Here is an 18130-nt window from a genome sequence, read left to right as displayed (position 1 = left end):
CCTTGCCCATGCATAACCCCTGCGCCGTGATCCCGGTCTACAACCACGAAACGGCCGTGCCTGCGGTGGTCGATGCCCTGCTCGCTGCCGGTTTGCCCTGCGTACTGGTCGACGATGCCAGCAGCTGCGCATGCAGCGCCGTGCTCGAACAACTTGCCCAAGGCGAAAACATTTTCCTCATTCGCCTTGCCGTTAATCAGGGCAAGGGCGGGGCCGTTATGGCCGGATTACGTGAAGCCTCGCGCCTGGGCTTTACCCACGCCCTGCAAGTGGACGCCGACGGCCAGCATGATCTGCGCGACGTAGCCACATTCATGCAGGTCTCCAGGCTCAACCCCGAAGCGCTGGTGTGCGGCTATCCACAGTACGACGCCAGCGTGCCCAAGGGCCGTCTGTATGCGCGTTACCTGACCCATGTATGGGTGTGGATCAACAGCCTGTCGCTGCAAATTCCCGATTCGATGTGCGGCTTTCGGGTCTACCCGCTGGCACCGACACTGGCGCTGATCAACTCGGTCAAACTGGGCAAACGCATGGACTTCGACCCCGAAATCCTGGTGCGCCTGGCCTGGCGCAACCAGCCAATGCGCTGGCTGCCGACCAAAGTTCACTACCCCCAGGACGGCCTGTCACACTTTCGCCTGTTCCACGACAATGCACTGATTTCCGGCATGCACACCAAGCTGTTTTTCGGCATGTTGCTGCGTTTTCCGAGCATCCTCTGGAGGCGCTGGCGAGCATGAGCGAACCGCAACAGCATTGGGCTGACCACAAGGAGCGCGGCAGTTTCCGGCTGATGAAACTCACCGCTTTTGGCGTCAAGCTACTGGGCCGACGCCTGCTCAGCCCGGTGCTCTACGCCATCGTGCTGTACTTCTTCCTGTTCGGTGGCCGCGCCCGGCGCAGTATCTGGCAATACCAGCAGCGCCTGGCCGACTGGAGCGGGCAAAAGCACTTGCGCCCCACCCGCTGGCGGGTGTTCGGGCAGTTCATGGCGTTTGCCGATGCCCTGCTCGACAAGCTCGACGTATGGAACGGCCGCCTGAAAATCGAAGACATCGAAATCGTCGACCCCGCTCTGCTGCGCGATCAACTGCGCGGCGAGCGCGGTCAGATGCTGGTGGGCGCACACCTGGGCAATCTGGAAGTGTGCCGGGCGCTGGCAGAACTGGGCGAACAGGTGACCATGAACGTGCTGGTGCATACCAAGCACGCCGAACACTTCAATCGCCTGCTGGGCGAAGCCGGGGCCAGCCATTTGCGTCTGATCCAGGTCAGCGAGCTCAACCCGGCCGTTATGCTGCAACTCAATCAGCGTCTGGAAAACGGCGAGTGGCTGGCGATTGCCGGTGACCGTGTGCCACTGCATGGCGGGCGCAATGTCGTGGTCGATTTCCTCGGCCACCCGGCACCGTTCCCGCAAGGCCCGTGGCTGCTGGCCGGGTTGCTCAAGTGCCCGGTCAACCTGATGTTTTGCCTCAAGCAGGCGGGCCGCTACCGGGTCATCCTCGAACCCTTCACCGAGGCCGTACTCTGGCGGCGCAGCGACCGCGAACAGGTGATTGCCCACTGGGCCGGCCGCTACGCCGATCGCCTGGGGCATTACTGCCTCGAAGCGCCGCAACAATGGTTCAACTTTTACCCATTCTGGAAGACCGATGACGACCCAACCCCATGAGCCAGTAACCTTTGGCCAAACGCCATTGCGCATTGAAGACGTGCTGGCCCTGGCCAATCGTCAGGCGCCGACCCGCCTGCAGGACGATGCCGACTACCGCGAGCGGATCGCCAAAGGCGCCCGTTTTCTCGACTCGCTGCTGGACAAGGAAGGCGTGATCTACGGTGTGACCACCGGTTACGGCGACTCGTGCGTGGTGGCGGTGCCGCTGGAGCACGTTGAAGCCCTGCCCCGCCACCTCTACACCTTTCACGGTTGCGGGCTGGGCAAACTGCTGGATGCCCAGGCCACCCGCGCCGTACTCGCAGCACGCTTACAGTCGCTGTGCCACGGCGTGTCCGGGGTGCGCATTGAATTGCTGGAGCGTTTGCAGGCCTTTATCGCCCACGATATCCTGCCGCTGATCCCCGAAGAAGGCTCGGTGGGCGCTAGCGGCGACCTGACACCGCTGTCCTATGTTGCGGCAACCCTGTCGGGCGAGCGCGAAGTGCTGTTCAAGGGCGAGCGCCGCTTCTCGGCCGACGTACACCGTGAGCTGGGCTGGACCCCGCTGGTACTGCGGCCCAAGGAAGCGCTGGCGTTGATGAACGGCACCGCCGTGATGACCGGCCTCGCATGCCTGGCCTACGCCCGCGCCGATTACCTGCTCAAGCTCGCCACGCGCATCACCGCGCTCAACGTGGTAGCACTGCAAGGCAACCCCGAGCACTTTGACGAGCGCCTGTTTGCCGCCAAACCACACCCGGGGCAAATGCAGGTCGCCGCATGGATTCGCCAGGATCTGGCCATCGATGCCCCGACCGCGCCCCTGCATCGCCTGCAAGACCGCTACTCGCTGCGCTGCGCCCCTCATGTGCTCGGCGTATTGGCTGACAGCCTGAACTGGTTGCGTTCGTTTATCGAGATCGAACTCAACAGCGCCAACGACAACCCTATCATCGACGCCGAGGAAGAGCGTGTGCTGCATGGCGGGCACTTCTACGGCGGGCATATCGCCTTCGCCATGGACAGCCTCAAGACCTTGGTCGCCAACGTCGCCGACCTGCTCGACCGCCAGCTCGCACTGCTGGTGGACGTGCGTTACAACCACGGTTTGCCGAGCAACCTGTCGGGGGCAAACGCCGAGCGGGCGATGCTCAACCATGGTTTTAAAGCGGTGCAGATCGGCACCAGCGCCTGGACTGCCGAGGCGTTGAAAAACACCATGCCGGCCAGCGTGTTCTCGCGTTCTACCGAGTGCCACAACCAGGATAAGGTGAGCATGGGCACCATCGCCGCCCGCGATGCGATCCGCGTGCTGGAGCTGACCGAACAGGTCGCCGCAGCCACCCTGCTGGCGGCCAATCAGGGCGTATGGTTGCGCAGCCGCGCCGCAGACGCCCGCCCGCTGCCACCGGCATTGGCACATATGCATGCCGAATTGGCCAAGGACTTCCCGCCAGTAGTCGAAGACCGCGCCCTGGAAGCCGAACTGCGCTTGTGCCTGAGCCGTATCGCCCAACAACACTGGAGGCTGCATGCGTAGCAAAGGGGTTTTGCACGTTGATACTGAAGTGTTGGTGCCGTTTTTCGACATCGACACCATGCACGTGGTGTGGCACGGCCATTACGTCAAATACCTCGAAGTGGCGCGCTGCGCGCTGCTCGACCATATCGACCACAACTACACCCAGATGCTTGATGCCGGTTATGCGTGGCCGGTGATCGACATGCAGCTGCGCTATGTGCGCGGCGCGACCTTTGGCCAGCGTATCAATGTGCGCGCCAGCCTGGTGGAGTGGGAAAACCGCCTGAAGATCAATTATCTGATTACTGATCTGGTCACCGGTGAGCGCCTCACCCGGGCCGTGACGGTGCAGGTCGCGGTGGAGATCGCCAGCAAGGAGATGCAGTTGGTGTCTCCAAGGTGCTTTACCCAAGCGGTTGAGCGGGTGCTGGCATGAACGCTCCCACAATGGGTTTTGTAATCTTGCTCGGGTTCACCCCTCTGGCCCACGCCTTCGACCTGCAACAGTTGAGTGAGCAACTGGCCAAGCCTCAGGTAATCCACGGTGATTTCATCCAGGAAAAACATCTGCGCGCCCTGCCCAAACCCCTGACCAGCACCGGCACCTTTGTGCTGGCCAAGGACCACGGCCTGCTCTGGCAGCTGAAAACCCCGCTGCAACAGGATTACCGCATTACCGCCCAGGGCATTGCCCGACGCGACGGCACGCAATGGCAAATGCTCCCCGGCAAAAGCGCCGGCGCCGAGCAAAACCGTCTGTTCCTCGCAGTTCTGCAAGGCGACAGCAGCGGTCTGCAGCGCGATTTTGACCTGCAACTGCAAGGCGAACCCGAGCACTGGAAACTGACCTTGACCCCACGTTCACTGTTACTCAAGCAAGTATTCAAGCAGATCAATATCGATGGCGGCGAACTGGTGCAGCGCATCGAGCTGCAAGAAACCCAGGGCGACAGTACCCTGTTGAAGATGAATAACAGTGTCAGCAATCAACCCTTGAGCGACGCGGAGCAGCACGACTTTGCGCAGTGAACGCTGGTTGCCCCGTGGCTTTCTGATCCTGCTGCTGGTCGTGCTCGCGCTCGCCGGCTGGCAATGGCGCCACGGTGCGCCGCTATCGGCCAACCTGATGGAGCTGGTGCCCGGGGACTCACCAGACGCGCTGGAGCTGAGTGCAGAGCAGCGCATGCAAGAACCCCTGAACCGCGAAATGCTGGTGCTGGTGGGCAGCGCCGAGCGCCAGCAAGCCATCGCCACCGCCGAGCAACTTGGCCAGCAATGGCAAGCCAGCGGGCTGTTTGAAAAGGTCCAATGGAACCTCCAGGCCGACCTCCCGGCCCTGCGCGAACAACTGCTGCGCGGGCGCCTGGCGATGCTCTCGGCAGCCGATCGCACACAACTGATCGAACACCCCGACGCCTTTATCCAGCAGCGCGTACAGGCGCTCTTCGATCCCTTCACCGGCTTCAGCCTGGTGCCCAGCGAGGATGACTGGCTGGGCCTCACCGGGCGCATCCAGAACAGCCAGCCGCAACGCGGCGCGGTGCAACTGGATATTGGCAGCGGCGCCCTGATCGCCGATGCCGACGGCAAAAGCTGGGTGCTGCTGCGCGCCCGCACCCAGGGCAATGCCTTCGACATGAAGCTGCCGCTGCGGGTCGCCGAGCTGCTTGAGCGCAGCCGCGAGCAAGTCGCCAACAACGATGTGCAATTGCTCGCCGCCAGCGGCTTGCTCTACGCCGCCAGCGGGCAACAGCAAGCCAGCCGCGAGATCACCTGGGTCGGCGGTGGCGCCACAATCGGCATTCTGTTGTTACTGCTGCTGGCATTTCGGCGCTGGCGGGTACTGCTGGCATTCGTGCCCGTGCTGGTCGGCATGCTGTTTGGCGCCGTGGCCTGCGTCGCGTTCTTTGGCAGCATGCATGTGATGACATTGGTGCTGGGTTCGAGCCTGATCGGCGTAGCGGTGGATTACCCGCTGCATTACCTGTCCAAAAGCTGGAGCCTGAAACCCTGGCGCAGCTGGCCCGCCTTGCGCCTGACCTTGCCCGGACTGAGCCTGAGCCTGGCCACCAGTTGCATCGGTTATCTGGCCCTGGCCTTTACCCCGTTTCCGGCGCTCACCCAAATCGCCATTTTTTCTGCAGCCGGTTTGATCGGCGCTTACCTGAGCGCCGTCTGCCTGCTGCCCGCGCTGCTCAAAGGCGTGGAACTGCGCCCTGCGCAATGGCCCCTGCGTATTGCGCAAACCCTGCTCAACGTGCGCGAAGCGCTGCTGAGTAAAGTCCCCACCCCTGCCTTGCTGGCGTTGTTGCTCGCATTTTGCGCAGCCGGGTTATGGCAACTGACCAGCAAAAACGATATCCGCCAGTGGGTCGGCGCCCCGCCGCAATTGCTGGCCGAAGCACAGGCCATTGCACGGATTACCGGCTATCAACCCACCAGCCAGTTCTTTCTGGTGCGCGCCGCCAACCAACAGCAACTGCTCGAACGCCAGGCTGCCCTGAGCGAGCGTCTGGATCAACTGGTGCATATGGGCAAGTTGCAGGGCTATCTGGCGCTCAACCAGCTGGTCAGCCAGCCCGGCGAACAGCAGCAACTGCGTGCCGCATTGACGAAGCTGGCGCAACACTGGCAACCGCTGCTGGAACTGGGCGTACCCGAGGCCACACTGCAAACCGAACTGGCACAACTGCAAGCCTTGCCCGAGCAGCATATCGATGACGCGCTCAAAGGCCCGCTGGCCGAACCCTGGCGCACACTCTGGCTGGGTAAAAACGCCGAAGGCGTGGCAGCCATGGTCAGCCTGCAAGGCTTGAGCAGTGCCAGCCTGCTGCGGGTACAGGCGCAAGACCTGCCAGGGGTACAACTGGTGGACCGCCTGGGCGATTTGAATAACGTATTTGCCGCCACGCAAATCAGCGCCGCCGAACTGAAGCTGCTGTCCTGTGCCCTGATCGTGTTGCTGCTGATCGCCCCCTTCGGCTTTGGCGGCGCGCTGCGCATCGTCGCCCTGCCGCTGCTGGCAGCACTGTGCAGCCTTGCCAGCCTCGGCTGGCTGGGCCAGCCGTTGACACTGTTCAGCCTGTTCGGCCTGCTGCTGGTGACGGCCATCAGCGTCGATTACGCGATCCTGATGCGCGAGCAGATCGGCGGCGCCGCCGTCAGCCTGCTCGGCACCTTGCTGGCGGCCCTGACCACCTGGCTGTCGTTCGGCCTATTGGCGGTGTCGAGCACGCCTGCGGTCAGCAACTTCGGCCTGTCGGTCAGCCTGGGGCTGGCGTTCAGTTTTATCCTCGCACCCTGGGCGGGGAAACAGGAGCACCGCCAATGATGACCGCCGTGTTCTGGCTGCTGACCCTGGCCCTGTTTGCCGTGGCGACCCGGGTGGGTCGCCACTTTGGCCTGATCCCGATTGTCAGCCAGTTACTGCTGGCATCCATCGGCCTGCCGCTGCTGATGCTGTTCTGGATTGAGCCGCACTGGCAGCTCAGTAGCACACAACTGGTCACACCGGTGTGGCTCAAAAGCCTGTACAGCCTGAGCTTTGCCCTGTTACTGGGGACCATTTTGAGTGACGTGATCGACCTGCGCCTTGATCGTCAGAGCATAAAAATCGCCCTGCCCAGTTTTACCGTACCCTTTGCCTGCGGGCTGGCCTGCGCCCTGTGGCTGCTGCCCGAGCAACCCTGGCTGAGTTCGCTGGCCGTGGGCCTGGTCTTTGCCATTACTGCAATACCGGTGCTGTACCTGTACTTGCGCCATATCGATTACCCGCCTGCTGCCACCCGCCGCCTGGTGCAAAGCGCGATCCTGATCGACCTGACCTGCTGGAGCTTGTTTGGCCTGGCCCAAGGCAGCCTCGACCTCAACAGCCTGCTGCTGCCCATCGCCGGGGCCTTGTTGCCGTTGCTGCTGCGTGCCCTGCGTATTCGCCAGCCGCTGTGCTACAGCCTGAGCTTTTTCGCGCTGCTGGTGATAGCCGAGCATTACCGCTTGAATGCGCTGATTTTCGGTGTCGGCTACCTGATGTGCATGGCGTGGCTCAAGGTCGCGTGGGTAATGCCGTTAAACGCCCTGTGGCTCGGGCGCTTGCAAACCCACCTGGCGGTGCCGCTGATCCTGGCCTTCGGCATTGTGCAGATTGATATATACAGTGCTCTGGGCGAAATCGGCGTACTGCAACTGGCTGCACTGTTGCTGCTGCCGATGGCCAGCAAACTGCTGGGCAACTGGCTCGGCTTGAACTGGGCCACGCCGTCGTTTGCCGGCGCCAGCAAATGGCGGGAAAGCCTGTTACTGAATATTCGCGGGTTGAGTGAGATCGTGTTTCTCAACCTGCTGCTGCAACAACAGCTCATCAGCCCGGCGTTGTACTTTGCGCTGATGCTGATGGGCCTGATCGCCACGCTGCTACCGGCGCTGGCGGGCATGAACAAACCCCCTTTGAAGTCGGCTGTAGTCCCCGGCAAGGAGCCTCTGTGTCAGTAGTAGAAATGGAATATCGTCAGGTCGTGGTCATTGGTGCCGGGCCGTCTGGCGCCATCGCTTCGGCCTTGCTCAAACGCAAGGGCCACGATGTGTTGATCATCGAGCGCCAGCACTTCCCGCGCTTTTCCATTGGCGAAAGCCTGCTGTCCCATTGCATCGATTTCATCGAAGAAGCGGGTATGCTGGAGGCGGTACAAGCCGCCGGTTTCCAACTAAAAAACGGCGCGGCCTTCGCCTGGGGCGAAAAATACACCGCCTTCGATTTTGGCGACACGTTCAGCAACGGCAAGCCCACCACCTTTCAGGTGCAGCGCGCCGATTTCGACAAGTTGCTGGCCGATCAGGCCGCCTTGCAGGGCGTTGAAATCCGCTATGGCGAAACCGTGATCGCCACCGATATGCAGCGGGCCAGACCTTTGCTCGAAGTTGAGCGCGAAGATGGCAGCCGCTATCAGGTCGAAACCGACTTTATCCTCGACGCCAGCGGCTATGGCCGTGTGCTGCCACGCTTGCTCGACCTGGAAGCACCGTCGAATTTCCCGGTGCGCCAGGCGGTATTTACCCATGTTGAAGACCGCATTGATTACAGCGGTTTTGATCGCGAAAAAATCCTTATCACCACCCACCCTACCCAGCGCGATATCTGGTTCTGGAGCATCCCGTTCAGTAATGGCCGCTGCTCGGTAGGCGTAGTCGCGGCGGCGGAGCATTTTGCGGGTCGCAGCGAAAACCTCGACGAATGCCTGCGCAGCTTTATCGACGAAACCCCGAGCCTGCAGCGCGTGCTGGCCAATGCCCAGTGGGACACTCCGGCGCGCACCATCGGCGGTTACTCGGCCAACGTCAAAACCCTGCACGGCCCGGGCTTTGCCCTGCTGGGCAATGCCGCCGAGTTCCTCGACCCGGTGTTCTCCTCGGGCGTGACCATCGCCATGCGCTCGGCCAGCATGGCCGCGGGCGTGCTGCACCGGCAGTTGCAAGGCGAGGCCGTGGACTGGCAAAGCGAATTTGCCGAGCCGCTCAAACGCGGGGTCGACACTTTCCGTTGCTACGTCGAAGGCTGGTACGCCGGAACCTTCCAGGACGTCATCTTCCACCCTGACAGCTCGCCGCAGATCCGGCGCATGATCAGCTCGATTCTGGCGGGCTATGCCTGGGACGAAAACAACCCGTTTGTCAGCGAACCCAAGCGCCGTTTGCGCATGCTGTCGGACATCTGCGCCACGGAGCTGGCATGAAACCTCTGAGCGATACCTACGTTGAAGAAACCCGACTGGGCTTCTGGTTCTTGCGCAGCCATACCTGGCAGCACCATGTGCTGCGGGTGGCGATCAATGACCTGCGCAGCCTGTTCAGTGAGGCGCTGCCGTCAGCGCCGGTGATTCTGGACGCCGGCTGCGGCCAGGGCAAATCGTTCCAGTACCTGCACAAAACCTTCGCCCCCAAGCGCCTGATCGGCCTGGACGCCGACCCGTTGAGCCTGCAACTGAGCGGCGAAGAGGCACAGCGTCAGGGCATAGACATCGAACTGATCGGCAGCGACTGCGCCGAGCTGAATATCCCTGACGCCAGCGTCGATATCCTGTTCTGCCACCAGACCTTCCACCATCTGGTACAACAGGACCGGGCGCTGGCCGAGTTCTACCGGGTGCTTAAGCCGGGCGGTTACTTGCTGTTTGCCGAGTCCACCGAAGCCTATATCGACACCTGGGTGATTCGCTGGCTGTTCCGCCACCCCATGCACGTGCAAAAAAGCGCAGCGCAATACCTGGAAATGATCCACGACCAGGGTTTTGAATTTGAAGCGCAGAACGTGTCATACCCCTACCTGTGGTGGAGCCGCTCCAAGGACTTCGGCTTGCTGGAGCGCTTTGGCCTGCTCAAACCCAAACCGGCAGGGCAACGCGAAGAAACCCTGGTCAATGTGGTGGCGCGCAAGCCCCTGCAAGGCACCCAGCAATGATCAACAGAATTGCTGGACTTTGGCTATGCCTGCTCCTGCTGTTAAGCGGCTGCACCAGTTTGCCGCTGCCCAGGCACACGCCAACCCTGGCCCTGCCCATGCAGTTGCATATCCTGCGCCAGCAAGCTGATCAGCGTCAGGACTGGTTGCTGGTGATCCAGCAGGAAGATGCCGGGTTGCGCTGGTCGCTGATGGACCCGCTGGGCATTCCGCAGGCACGCCAACTGCTGCAGGACGGCAGCTGGCACGCCGACGGTCTGTTGCCGCCCAATCCGCAAGCCCGCGAGCTGTTCTGCGCGCTATTGTTCGCCTTAACACCTGCACCTGAACTGACGAATAATTATCCACAGGCAAAAACAGCGCCTGACCTGCGAATGCTGGGCCAGCGCTGGCAAGTGAGCTACCAGCAACCGCAGGTATTTCGCATCGATATGAAGGGCGGTTTGCATTACCTCGTCAGCCCCCTGGAGTCTGCCCCATGACGGCTTACCTCAATGCCCTTGGCGTGGTTTGCGCACTGGGCCGTGGCCCCGATGAAGTAGCACGCAGGCTGTTTGCCGGTGACTGCTCAGGCATGCAGCCACACAGCGGCTGGGTGGCCGAGCGCTCAGTGACCATCGGTGCAGTCACGGGCGACCTGGCAGCAATCCCCGCGGCACTCGCACAGCAAAGCAGCCGCAACAACCAGTTGCTGCTTGAAGCGGCGCTGCAGATCCAGGGCGAAATCGAACAGGCGATTCAGACCTTCGGCCGCGAGCGCATTGCCGTGGTGCTGGGCACCAGCACCTCGGGCATCGACGAAGCCAGCCGTGGCATTGCCCACTATTTGCAACATCAGCAGTTCCCCGGTGACTACATCTATCAGCAACAAGAGCTGAGCGCACCGGCCACCTTCCTGGCCGACTGGCTGAAAATCAGCGGCCCGACCTATGTGATTTCCACCGCCTGCACCTCCAGCGCCCGCGCCCTGATGAGCGCCCAGCGCCTGCTGGACATGAACCTGTGCGACGTGGTGCTGTGCGGCGGTGTCGATACCCTGTGCAAGCTCACGCTCAACGGATTTTCTGCGCTCGAAGCGGTGTCAGATGAACGCTGCAACCCGTTTTCGGTCAACCGTCACGGCATCAATATCGGCGAAGCGGCGGTGCTGTTCGTGATGAGCAGGCAGCCCGCCAGCGACCACGGCATCGCCTTGCTCGGCGCGGGCGCAAGCAGTGATGCCCACCATATTTCTGCCCCGGAACCCACAGGGCGTGGCGCCGCCCAAGCGATGCACAAGGCCCTGAGCCGCGCGGGGTTAGCGGCGGACCAGATCGGCTATCTGAACTTGCATGGCACCGCCACCCAACACAACGACGCGATGGAAAGCCACGCCGTGGCACACGTGTTCCCTCGGGGCGTGCCCTGCTCCTCGACCAAACCCATGACCGGCCATACCCTGGGTGCGGCAGGCGCACTGGAAGCCGCCTTTTGCTGGCTGAGCCTGACCCGCGGCAATGCCCTGGCGCCCCACCTCTGGGACGGCCAGCCCGACCCGGCGTTGCCCGCACTCAACTGGGTAACACCCGGCCAGACCCTGGCCCCGACCTCTCAACGCTGCCTGATGAGCAACTCGTTTGCCTTCGGCGGTAATAACGTCAGCCTGATAATCGGAGACGCCCCATGATTGATTGGCCGCTCGCCGAACTGCTGCCCCACGCTGGCGACATGATCCTGATCGATCAGGTGCTGGCGTTTGATCAAGAACAAATCCAGACCCGCCTCAGCGTGCGCCCTGGCGGCCTGTTCAACCGCGAAGACGGCAGCCTGCCAGCCTGGGTCGGAATTGAACTGATGGCCCAGAGCGTAGCCGCCTACGCTGGGTGCCGCGCCCGTCTGCAAGGCCGTCCCGTGGAGCTGGGCTTTTTGCTTGGCACACGCAAATTCGAATGCAATGTCGAACACTTCCCGGCGGGCGCCGAGCTGCATATCCACGCCCTGCGCTCGCTGGAAGACGACAACGGCATGGGCGTGTTCGAGTGCCACCTCACCGGCCCCGGCATCCATGCCAGCGCCCGCCTGAACGTATTCCGGCCGCCCCAGGCTGAAAACTACCTTGCTCAAACATCCCAGGAGACCCGCCATGACTGAGTCCATTTTGGTCACAGGCTCCAGCCGTGGCATCGGCCGCGCCATTGCCCTGCGCCTGGCCCAAGCCGGTTTTGATCTGGTGCTGCATTGCCGCAGTGGGCGCAGCGAAGCCGATGCCGTCATGGCCGAAGTCCAGGCCCTGGGCCGTAGCGCCCGGGTACTGCAATTCGATGTCTCAGACCGTGCTTGCAGCAAAGAAATACTGGAAGCCGACGTTGAAACCCACGGCGCCTATTACGGCGTGGTGCTTAACGCTGGCCTGACGCGCGATGGCGCCTTCCCGGCCCTGAGCGAAGACGACTGGGACGTGGTGATGCGCACCAACCTCGACGGTTTCTACAACGTCCTGCACCCGGTGATGATGCCCATGATCCGCCGCCGCCAGGCCGGGCGCATTGTGTGCATCACCTCGGTCTCGGGCCTGATCGGCAACCGCGGCCAGGTTAATTACAGCGCCTCCAAGGCCGGTTTGATCGGCGCCGCCAAGGCACTGGCGATTGAGCTGGGCAAACGCAAAATCACCGTCAACTGTGTGGCACCGGGGCTGATCGACACTGCCATGCTCGACGAAAACGTACCTGTAGAAGAACTGATGAAAATGATCCCCGCCCAACGCATGGGCACTCCGGAAGAAGTCGCTGGCGCAGTCAACTTTTTGATGTCGGCTGAAGCCGGTTACATCACCCGTCAGGTCCTGGCGGTCAACGGAGGCCTGTGCTGATGAAGCGCGTTGTCGTCACCGGCATGGCCGGTATCACCTCATTGGGCAGTGACTGGGCCAGCATCGAAGCCAACTTCGTCGCCGGGCGCAGCGGCATCCGGCGCATGGACGAGTGGGACCGTTTTACTGAACTCAATACCCGACTGGCCGGGCCCATTGATGATTTTGCAGTGCCCAAACACTGGACCCGCAAGCAACTACGCAGCATGGGCCGCGTCTCGCGCCTGGCCGTGGGTGCCGCAGAACTGGCGTTGCAGGATGCCGGTTTGCTGGGCAACCCGATCATCCGTGACGGGCGCATGGGCGTGGCCTGCGGCTCATCCACCGGCAGCACCGACGAGATCAAGGCCTTCGGCAATATGCTGCTCAACTCGGTAGCTGATGGCCTCAATGCCAACAGCTACGTACGCATGATGCCCCACACCACCGCAGCCAATATCAGCATCTTCTTTGGCCTCACCGGGCGCCTGATTCCCACCTCCAGCGCCTGCACCAGCGGCAGCCAGGGCATCGGCTATGCCTACGAGTCGATCAAGTTCGGTCGCTTGCCGCTGATGCTCGCAGGCGGTGCAGAAGAACTGTGCCCCACCGAAGCCATGGTGTTCGACGCCCTCTATGCCACCAGCCTGAAAAACGACGCCCCCCACACCAGCCCGCGCCCCTATGACAGCGGCCGCGACGGCCTGGTGATCGGTGAAGGCGGCGGCATGCTGGTGCTCGAAGAGCTGGAACACGCACTGGCCCGTGGCGCCCATATCCACGCCGAAATCGTCGGCTTTGGCAGCAATGCCGACGGCCAGCACACCACCCGCCCGGAAGTCAGCACCATGCGCCGGGCGATGGAACTGGCACTGCAAGACGCCGGGCTGGCCGCTGACGCCATCGGCTATGTGAATGGCCACGGCACCGCCACGGAACAGGGCGACATTGCCGAGACCCTGGCCACCAGCGAACTGTTCGGCAAACACATACCCATCAGCTCGCAGAAGAGTTTTTTTGGCCACACCCTGGGCGCCTGTGGCGCGCTGGAATCCTGGTTCAGCATCGAGATGATGAACCGCGACCGCTATGTGCCCACCCACAACCTGGATAACGTCGACCCGCGCTGCGGCGAACTGGATTACCTGCGCGACGAATTTCGCGTGATGCACAACGACTACGTGATGAACAACAACTTTGCCTTTGGCGGGGTTAACACCTCGTTGATTTTCCGTCGCTGGTCGTAAACAGCGAGAGCAGAAAAACGGAATTAGGGTCTCTCAATTCCAGAAAGGTCCCACAACCGATGTTCGATCTACGCGTTAGGGTCAATACCCCCTCGAGAAACATCGGGGCAACCCAAGGAAGAGCGACCCATGACTAAAAAAGCAGTTATCGTTTTCAGCGGCGGGCAAGACTCCACAACCTGCCTGATCCAGGCACTGGCCCTCTACGATGAAATCCACTGCATAACGTTCGACTATGGCCAGCGCCATCGCGAAGAAATTGAAGTGGCGCAACAGCTCTCGGAAACGCTGGGGGTAACCGTGCATAAAGTGCTGGATACTTCCTTGCTCAACGAGTTGGCAATCAGCAGTTTGACCCGCGACAACATTCCAGTTCCCAATGCCAACAGTACGGTGAACGGATTACCAAGCACTTTCGTACCTGGCAGGAACATCCTGTTTCTAACCCTGGCGTCTATTTATGCCTATCAGGTCGGCGCGCAATCGGTCATCACAGGTGTTTGCGAAACAGATTTCTCGGGATACCCGGATTGCCGCGATAATTTTATCAAAGCATTGCATAACGCCATCGAACTGGGCATGGACTACAAGTTGCGTATTGAAACGCCGCTGATGTGGCTGAACAAAGCAGAAATCTGGGCCTTGGCCGACTCGCACGGCCAGCTTGACCTGGTACGGCACCACACCCTGACCTGCTACAACGGCATAAAAGGCAGTGGTTGCGGCGCCTGTGATGCCTGCAATTTGCGAGCAAAAGGGCTAAATGAGTTTCTTGCAAACCCGTCCGATACGTTGAAAAACCTGAACGCCAAGCTGGCATTGGAATAGCCCGTACGCCCGGGCAATGCTGTTCAATCAAGGTCAGTATCACCCTGTCTGTGGGAGCGATCCTGCTCTATAGGGCTGTCCTGCACAGCGTCGAGTTAGGGCAAAATACGTAACCAATACGTCTTGAACATCCATGTTGCCATTGCCGGATCCAGCACCTCGTTGATCTTCCGTCGTTGGCGGTAACCGCTCTGGAAACCACACAATGAATTATTTTTTGCGAGCTACCCTGATTGCCCTGGCGTTGCTGACCACGGTGTCGTGCAGCAGCAAGCGCATGCTCACCCCGGATCGTACGCTGCATGCCTCGATCCAGACCGACCGTGCACAAATGCAGCAAGCCATCGTCAAAACCCTGGTAGCGCGTGGCTGGACGGTGCAAAAAATCACCCCCCAACTGGTGCAGGCGCAAATTACCGTGCGCGGCCAATACCACGCCGAAATCGACATTCCGTACAGCACCAATCATTACCAAATTGTCTACCGCACCAGCAGCGGGCTGGACTACGAGAACGGCAAGATCCACAAGAACTACATCCGCTGGGTGCGCCTGCTGGACAAGGGCATTGTGGGTGAGTTGAAAAACAACCAGAACGAGCGCACCGCCCGGCAATTGTCGGAGTCAGCGCTGGTAAAACCGTTGTAACCCTGCATTTTAATGGTCAAGGAGACTACCCCCATGCACTTCAAAACCCTGGCTGCTGCCACCACGCTGCTGCTCTGCACCCTGCCAGCCGTGAGTCAGGCCCGTGATACTGCGCTGTACCTGCCGTTTGAGCAGGTCGTAAGCGAAGCCATCAGCACCGGCAAGATCGACGGCAGCGTCAAGTTCTACCTCGCGGGCAACACCCCGAGCGGCAAAGTCTCGGTACTCAGCCCCGGCGCCGTGACCAACAAGAAGACCAATGCGTTTAACAAGACCGATAACGAAGCCTGCTCATGGGCGCTGCAATCGGCTTTGATCACCTTGCATGAAGCGGCGAAAAAGGTCGGCGCCAATGCGGTGACTGACATCGCCAGCTTCTACAAGCGCAACGAACGCAAAGACCCGAAAACCTACGAGTGCCACGCCGGTGCGGTGATCGCGGGTGTCGCATTGAAGGGTGATTTGTCGAAGGTGAATTGAAAGCCGCTGTAATGGCTTGCCCCCAGACATGACAAAGGCGCCTTTCGGCGCCTTATTCACAAACAGACGGGCTTGTCATCGCACTGTGTCTGTCCGGCTCTGCGATGGCTGGTTGCCCAGGATCCTCAGAGTCTCGCAAGCCCCTTTCGGGAACGGTATGAGTATTACGCTCACCCAAAATTTAGGCAACCCTGCTTCCCCCCGTCCGTCGCCTCATGCAAGTGCATTACAGCCCCAAGGCGCAGCGAACTGCGGCTTTGATGGCGATAAACTCTTCTGTTTCAAGTTGTGAAACCACATAAATACGCCGCCCTTGGCGGTCCCGGGTCTTTATTCGATCGAGCCTGGCAAGGCTGACAGTCGCCAACATGTCACATTTAGCCCAACACAACGGACTTGCTCCCTGCAGATGACTCTGCAGTTCAAGATGATGACCCAGCAAGGACTGCGGCTCTGTTGTACTCAAAGGGATGACCGTCACCAACTGTTTATTGGTTCGGTGTTTACGCACAACCACAACGGGGCGCACCTTGATCATTTCAGGTACTTCGTAGCCCCTGAAATCACAAATAAGCACGCTGCCTTCTTTCGGCTGATAAAGGAGAGACATTCGGGGAGCCCGAAACAAAAAAGCAATTCTGCGCAGCTTTACCGTGAAGATTCCAAGCTTGTTGTATGACTGCGAATGTCCTTTTTTTGATCCGGCATCAACGCCAGCAGGCCGTATCTCTTTCCTTCGCAGGACGATTCCTAGAGAATCCTTGGGCCTTGCGCCTGTCTCTTTCGATCGCTAGCCTCCGGTACGTCATCCCCAATGGGTGACCGGACGTGCAAGTCCGTTGGATATAGCGCTGTCGCGCCAACCCGGTTTATGGCGGTTGTGCGTGGGAGACTTTCGAGTCTGCCGAGTTCTATATCCTCGGTCTTGCACACCCGCGTACAGCTGCCACCCTCTTTGTGTGCAAGCAAATGGTGAAAGCTCCCAACTTGATATGGAAAGCTAACCATGACTCACACACCCGAATACGAACAACACGTCGAACACACCGAAGAACTGCTGCGTTGTGCCATCGCCACGGCCTACACATCGGCCGACAACCTGCACGGCCTTAACCGTGATATAGCACTGGCGGTGGTGCATTTGCTTGGGCAGATAAAAACATCTGTGGATAAGTTGTTGGCCCGGTAAAACGCGACCGCAATGGTGGGAGCGAGCTTGCTCGCGATGGCATCGACGCGGTATGCCTGATAAAACGCAGCGCCTGCATCGCGAGCAAGCCCGCTCCCACAAAAGCCTCCCTCCATTAGACTCAGGGGTAATTGTCGAAGGTGAATTGAAAGCCGCTGTAATCGCTTGACCCCAGACGTGACAAAGGCGCCTTTCGGCGCCTTGTTTGCAAACAGTCAGGCTTGTCATCGCAGGTTGTCAGGCCGGCTCTGCGATGGCTGGTTACCCAGGATCCTCAGAGTCTCACGCGCCTTGGCAACCTTACCAAGCGCCTCGGCCATGAATACAGGATCATCCCCGGCTTCATCCATACATGCTTCAAGGCAATAACCGATATCTTCTTCAGTCTTGAGAAATACGGTGCTGTCCCAACGCGTAAATGTTTCAGTCACAAGTCATTCTCCTTATATGCTTTGACAATCTACCGGGCGAGTTTGATATCGCGGATTTGACTGCTTTTATCTCCAGTGCACAATAAAACGACCCATTGATGACCATATGCAAGAGCGATCTCTTTCCTTCGCAGGACGATTCCTAGAGAATCCTTGGGCCTTGCGCCTGTCTCTTTCGATCGCTAGCCTCCGGTACGTCATCCCCAATGGGTGACCGGACGTGCAAGTCCGAATTGAGTAAGGAACATGGATTATCACTGCCAAAAAACCAAGTTTTATGGCGGCTGTACGTGGGAGGTCTTCTGGCCTGCCGGGATTCAGTTCCTTACGACCGGTCTTGCACACCCGCGTACAGCTGCCACCCTCTTTGTGTGCAAGCAAATGGCGTCAGCTCTTAATCAACTAAGGAACTGCGCCATGACTCACACACCTGAATACGAACAACACATCGAACACACCGAAGAACTGCTGCGTTGTGCCATTGCCACGGCCTACGCATCGGCCGACAACCTGCACGGCCTTAACCGTGATGTAGCACTGGCGGTGGTGCATTTGCTTGGGCAGATAAAAACATCTGTGGATAAGTTATTGGCCCGTTGATTGGCGCCAAGGGTCAAATCCAGCCCTCACCCAACCCTCTCCCTGCGGGAGAGGGCTTAATGGCCGAGAGCAATACTGCCATCGGCGCTCTGCCGATAAATTGTATAAGGTAAAAACAGCGTATCAAGTACGCCTGAGGGTATGGAGGGCGGTTGCAGGAGCTGAGTGCAACACGGTTATTGAATTGAAGCCGGAGCATCATGCCGCATAGCCAAGGCTTCCTGCATCACCTCTCCCATGACT

General features: G+C 60.2%; 21 protein-coding genes. 19 read left to right on the top strand and 2 right to left on the bottom strand.

Annotated elements, in window-relative coordinates; genetic code table 11:
* Window positions 1-8 precede the first annotated feature (8 nt).
* The 17 genes from ACZRMH_RS03680 to ACZRMH_RS03600 all read left to right on the top strand — a co-directional run bounded on the left by ACZRMH_RS03680 (window position 9) and on the right by ACZRMH_RS03600 (window position 15667).
* Window positions 9-743, top strand: coding sequence for a glycosyltransferase family 2 protein (locus ACZRMH_RS03680; RefSeq protein WP_464012215.1), 735 nt, complete (start codon window positions 9-11; stop codon window positions 741-743).
* Window positions 740-1678, top strand: coding sequence for an LpxL/LpxP family acyltransferase (locus ACZRMH_RS03675; protein WP_464012214.1), 939 nt, complete (start codon window positions 740-742; stop codon window positions 1676-1678). Before ACZRMH_RS03680 ends, ACZRMH_RS03675 begins: the two co-directional genes overlap by 4 nt.
* A complete protein-coding gene (locus ACZRMH_RS03670) occupies window positions 1659-3203 on the top strand; it encodes an HAL/PAL/TAL family ammonia-lyase (protein WP_464012213.1) in 1545 nt (514 codons plus the stop codon). The genes ACZRMH_RS03675 and ACZRMH_RS03670 overlap by 20 nt, the downstream gene beginning before the upstream one ends.
* Window positions 3196-3621, top strand: coding sequence for an acyl-CoA thioesterase (locus tag ACZRMH_RS03665; protein ID WP_464012212.1), 426 nt, complete (start codon window positions 3196-3198; stop codon window positions 3619-3621). The genes ACZRMH_RS03670 and ACZRMH_RS03665 overlap by 8 nt, the downstream gene beginning before the upstream one ends.
* Window positions 3618-4214 carry an outer membrane lipoprotein carrier protein LolA gene (locus ACZRMH_RS03660; RefSeq protein ID WP_464012211.1) on the top strand — a complete coding sequence of 199 codons (597 nt, stop codon included), beginning with the start codon at window positions 3618-3620 and terminating at the stop codon, window positions 4212-4214. Before ACZRMH_RS03665 ends, ACZRMH_RS03660 begins: the two co-directional genes overlap by 4 nt.
* On the top strand, window positions 4204-6516 hold the full coding sequence (locus ACZRMH_RS03655; RefSeq protein ID WP_464012210.1) for an MMPL family transporter: 2313 nt from the start codon (window positions 4204-4206) through the stop codon (window positions 6514-6516). Before ACZRMH_RS03660 ends, ACZRMH_RS03655 begins: the two co-directional genes overlap by 11 nt.
* Window positions 6513-7673 carry a sodium:proton antiporter gene (locus tag ACZRMH_RS03650; protein ID WP_464012209.1) on the top strand — a complete coding sequence of 387 codons (1161 nt, stop codon included), beginning with the start codon at window positions 6513-6515 and terminating at the stop codon, window positions 7671-7673. Before ACZRMH_RS03655 ends, ACZRMH_RS03650 begins: the two co-directional genes overlap by 4 nt.
* On the top strand, window positions 7664-8911 hold the full coding sequence (locus ACZRMH_RS03645; RefSeq protein WP_464012208.1) for an NAD(P)/FAD-dependent oxidoreductase: 1248 nt from the start codon (window positions 7664-7666) through the stop codon (window positions 8909-8911). The genes ACZRMH_RS03650 and ACZRMH_RS03645 overlap by 10 nt, the downstream gene beginning before the upstream one ends.
* Window positions 8908-9636 carry a class I SAM-dependent methyltransferase gene (locus tag ACZRMH_RS03640; RefSeq protein ID WP_464012207.1) on the top strand — a complete coding sequence of 243 codons (729 nt, stop codon included), beginning with the start codon at window positions 8908-8910 and terminating at the stop codon, window positions 9634-9636. The genes ACZRMH_RS03645 and ACZRMH_RS03640 overlap by 4 nt, the downstream gene beginning before the upstream one ends.
* Window positions 9633-10118, top strand: coding sequence for a hypothetical protein (locus tag ACZRMH_RS03635; protein WP_464012206.1), 486 nt, complete (start codon window positions 9633-9635; stop codon window positions 10116-10118). The genes ACZRMH_RS03640 and ACZRMH_RS03635 overlap by 4 nt, the downstream gene beginning before the upstream one ends.
* Window positions 10115-11302 carry a beta-ketoacyl-[acyl-carrier-protein] synthase family protein gene (locus ACZRMH_RS03630; RefSeq protein WP_464012205.1) on the top strand — a complete coding sequence of 396 codons (1188 nt, stop codon included), beginning with the start codon at window positions 10115-10117 and terminating at the stop codon, window positions 11300-11302. The genes ACZRMH_RS03635 and ACZRMH_RS03630 overlap by 4 nt, the downstream gene beginning before the upstream one ends.
* Window positions 11299-11766, top strand: coding sequence for a hotdog family protein (locus ACZRMH_RS03625; RefSeq protein WP_464012204.1), 468 nt, complete (start codon window positions 11299-11301; stop codon window positions 11764-11766). The genes ACZRMH_RS03630 and ACZRMH_RS03625 overlap by 4 nt, the downstream gene beginning before the upstream one ends.
* Entirely contained in the window at window positions 11759-12487 is a 729-nt protein-coding gene (gene fabG / locus ACZRMH_RS03620; RefSeq protein WP_464012203.1) for a 3-oxoacyl-ACP reductase FabG, read from the top strand. The genes ACZRMH_RS03625 and fabG overlap by 8 nt, the downstream gene beginning before the upstream one ends.
* Window positions 12487-13713, top strand: coding sequence for a beta-ketoacyl-ACP synthase (locus ACZRMH_RS03615; RefSeq protein WP_464012202.1), 1227 nt, complete (start codon window positions 12487-12489; stop codon window positions 13711-13713). The genes fabG and ACZRMH_RS03615 overlap by 1 nt, the downstream gene beginning before the upstream one ends.
* 129 nt (window positions 13714-13842) lie before the next feature.
* Window positions 13843-14541 (top strand): 7-cyano-7-deazaguanine synthase QueC, encoded by a 699-nt coding sequence (gene queC, locus ACZRMH_RS03610; RefSeq protein WP_464012201.1) that lies wholly within the window; start codon window positions 13843-13845, stop codon window positions 14539-14541.
* Between the two features lie 205 nt (window positions 14542-14746).
* Window positions 14747-15187: a hypothetical protein gene (locus ACZRMH_RS03605; RefSeq protein WP_464012200.1), complete on the top strand. Its 441-nt coding sequence runs from the start codon at window positions 14747-14749 to the stop codon at window positions 15185-15187.
* A 33-nt stretch (window positions 15188-15220) separates the two neighbouring features.
* Window positions 15221-15667: an excinuclease gene (locus tag ACZRMH_RS03600; protein WP_464012199.1), complete on the top strand. Its 447-nt coding sequence runs from the start codon at window positions 15221-15223 to the stop codon at window positions 15665-15667.
* A gap of 226 nt (window positions 15668-15893) precedes the next feature.
* On the opposite strand, the gene ACZRMH_RS03595 is transcribed toward ACZRMH_RS03600, so the two are convergent.
* Window positions 15894-16277: a type II toxin-antitoxin system PemK/MazF family toxin gene (locus tag ACZRMH_RS03595; protein ID WP_464012198.1), complete on the bottom strand. Its 384-nt coding sequence runs from the start codon at window positions 16275-16277 to the stop codon at window positions 15894-15896.
* Between the two features lie 396 nt (window positions 16278-16673).
* Between ACZRMH_RS03595 and ACZRMH_RS03590 the strand changes: the two genes are divergently transcribed.
* Window positions 16674-16856 carry a DUF6124 family protein gene (locus ACZRMH_RS03590; protein ID WP_464012197.1) on the top strand — a complete coding sequence of 61 codons (183 nt, stop codon included), beginning with the start codon at window positions 16674-16676 and terminating at the stop codon, window positions 16854-16856.
* Window positions 16857-17080: 224 nt separating this feature from the next.
* Here the strand turns inward: ACZRMH_RS03590 and ACZRMH_RS03585 are convergent, their stop codons facing one another.
* Window positions 17081-17287, bottom strand: coding sequence for a helix-turn-helix domain-containing transcriptional regulator (locus ACZRMH_RS03585; RefSeq protein WP_464012196.1), 207 nt, complete (start codon window positions 17285-17287; stop codon window positions 17081-17083).
* Window positions 17288-17704: 417 nt separating this feature from the next.
* Between ACZRMH_RS03585 and ACZRMH_RS03580 the strand changes: the two genes are divergently transcribed.
* Window positions 17705-17887, top strand: coding sequence for a DUF6124 family protein (locus ACZRMH_RS03580; RefSeq protein ID WP_464012195.1), 183 nt, complete (start codon window positions 17705-17707; stop codon window positions 17885-17887).
* Window positions 17888-18130 lie beyond the last annotated feature (243 nt).

It is taken from the genome of Pseudomonas sp. B414, from assembly GCF_055408445.1.
Note: the sequence above shows the minus strand (reverse complement) of the source record. Positions and strands in the feature narration are given on the sequence as shown.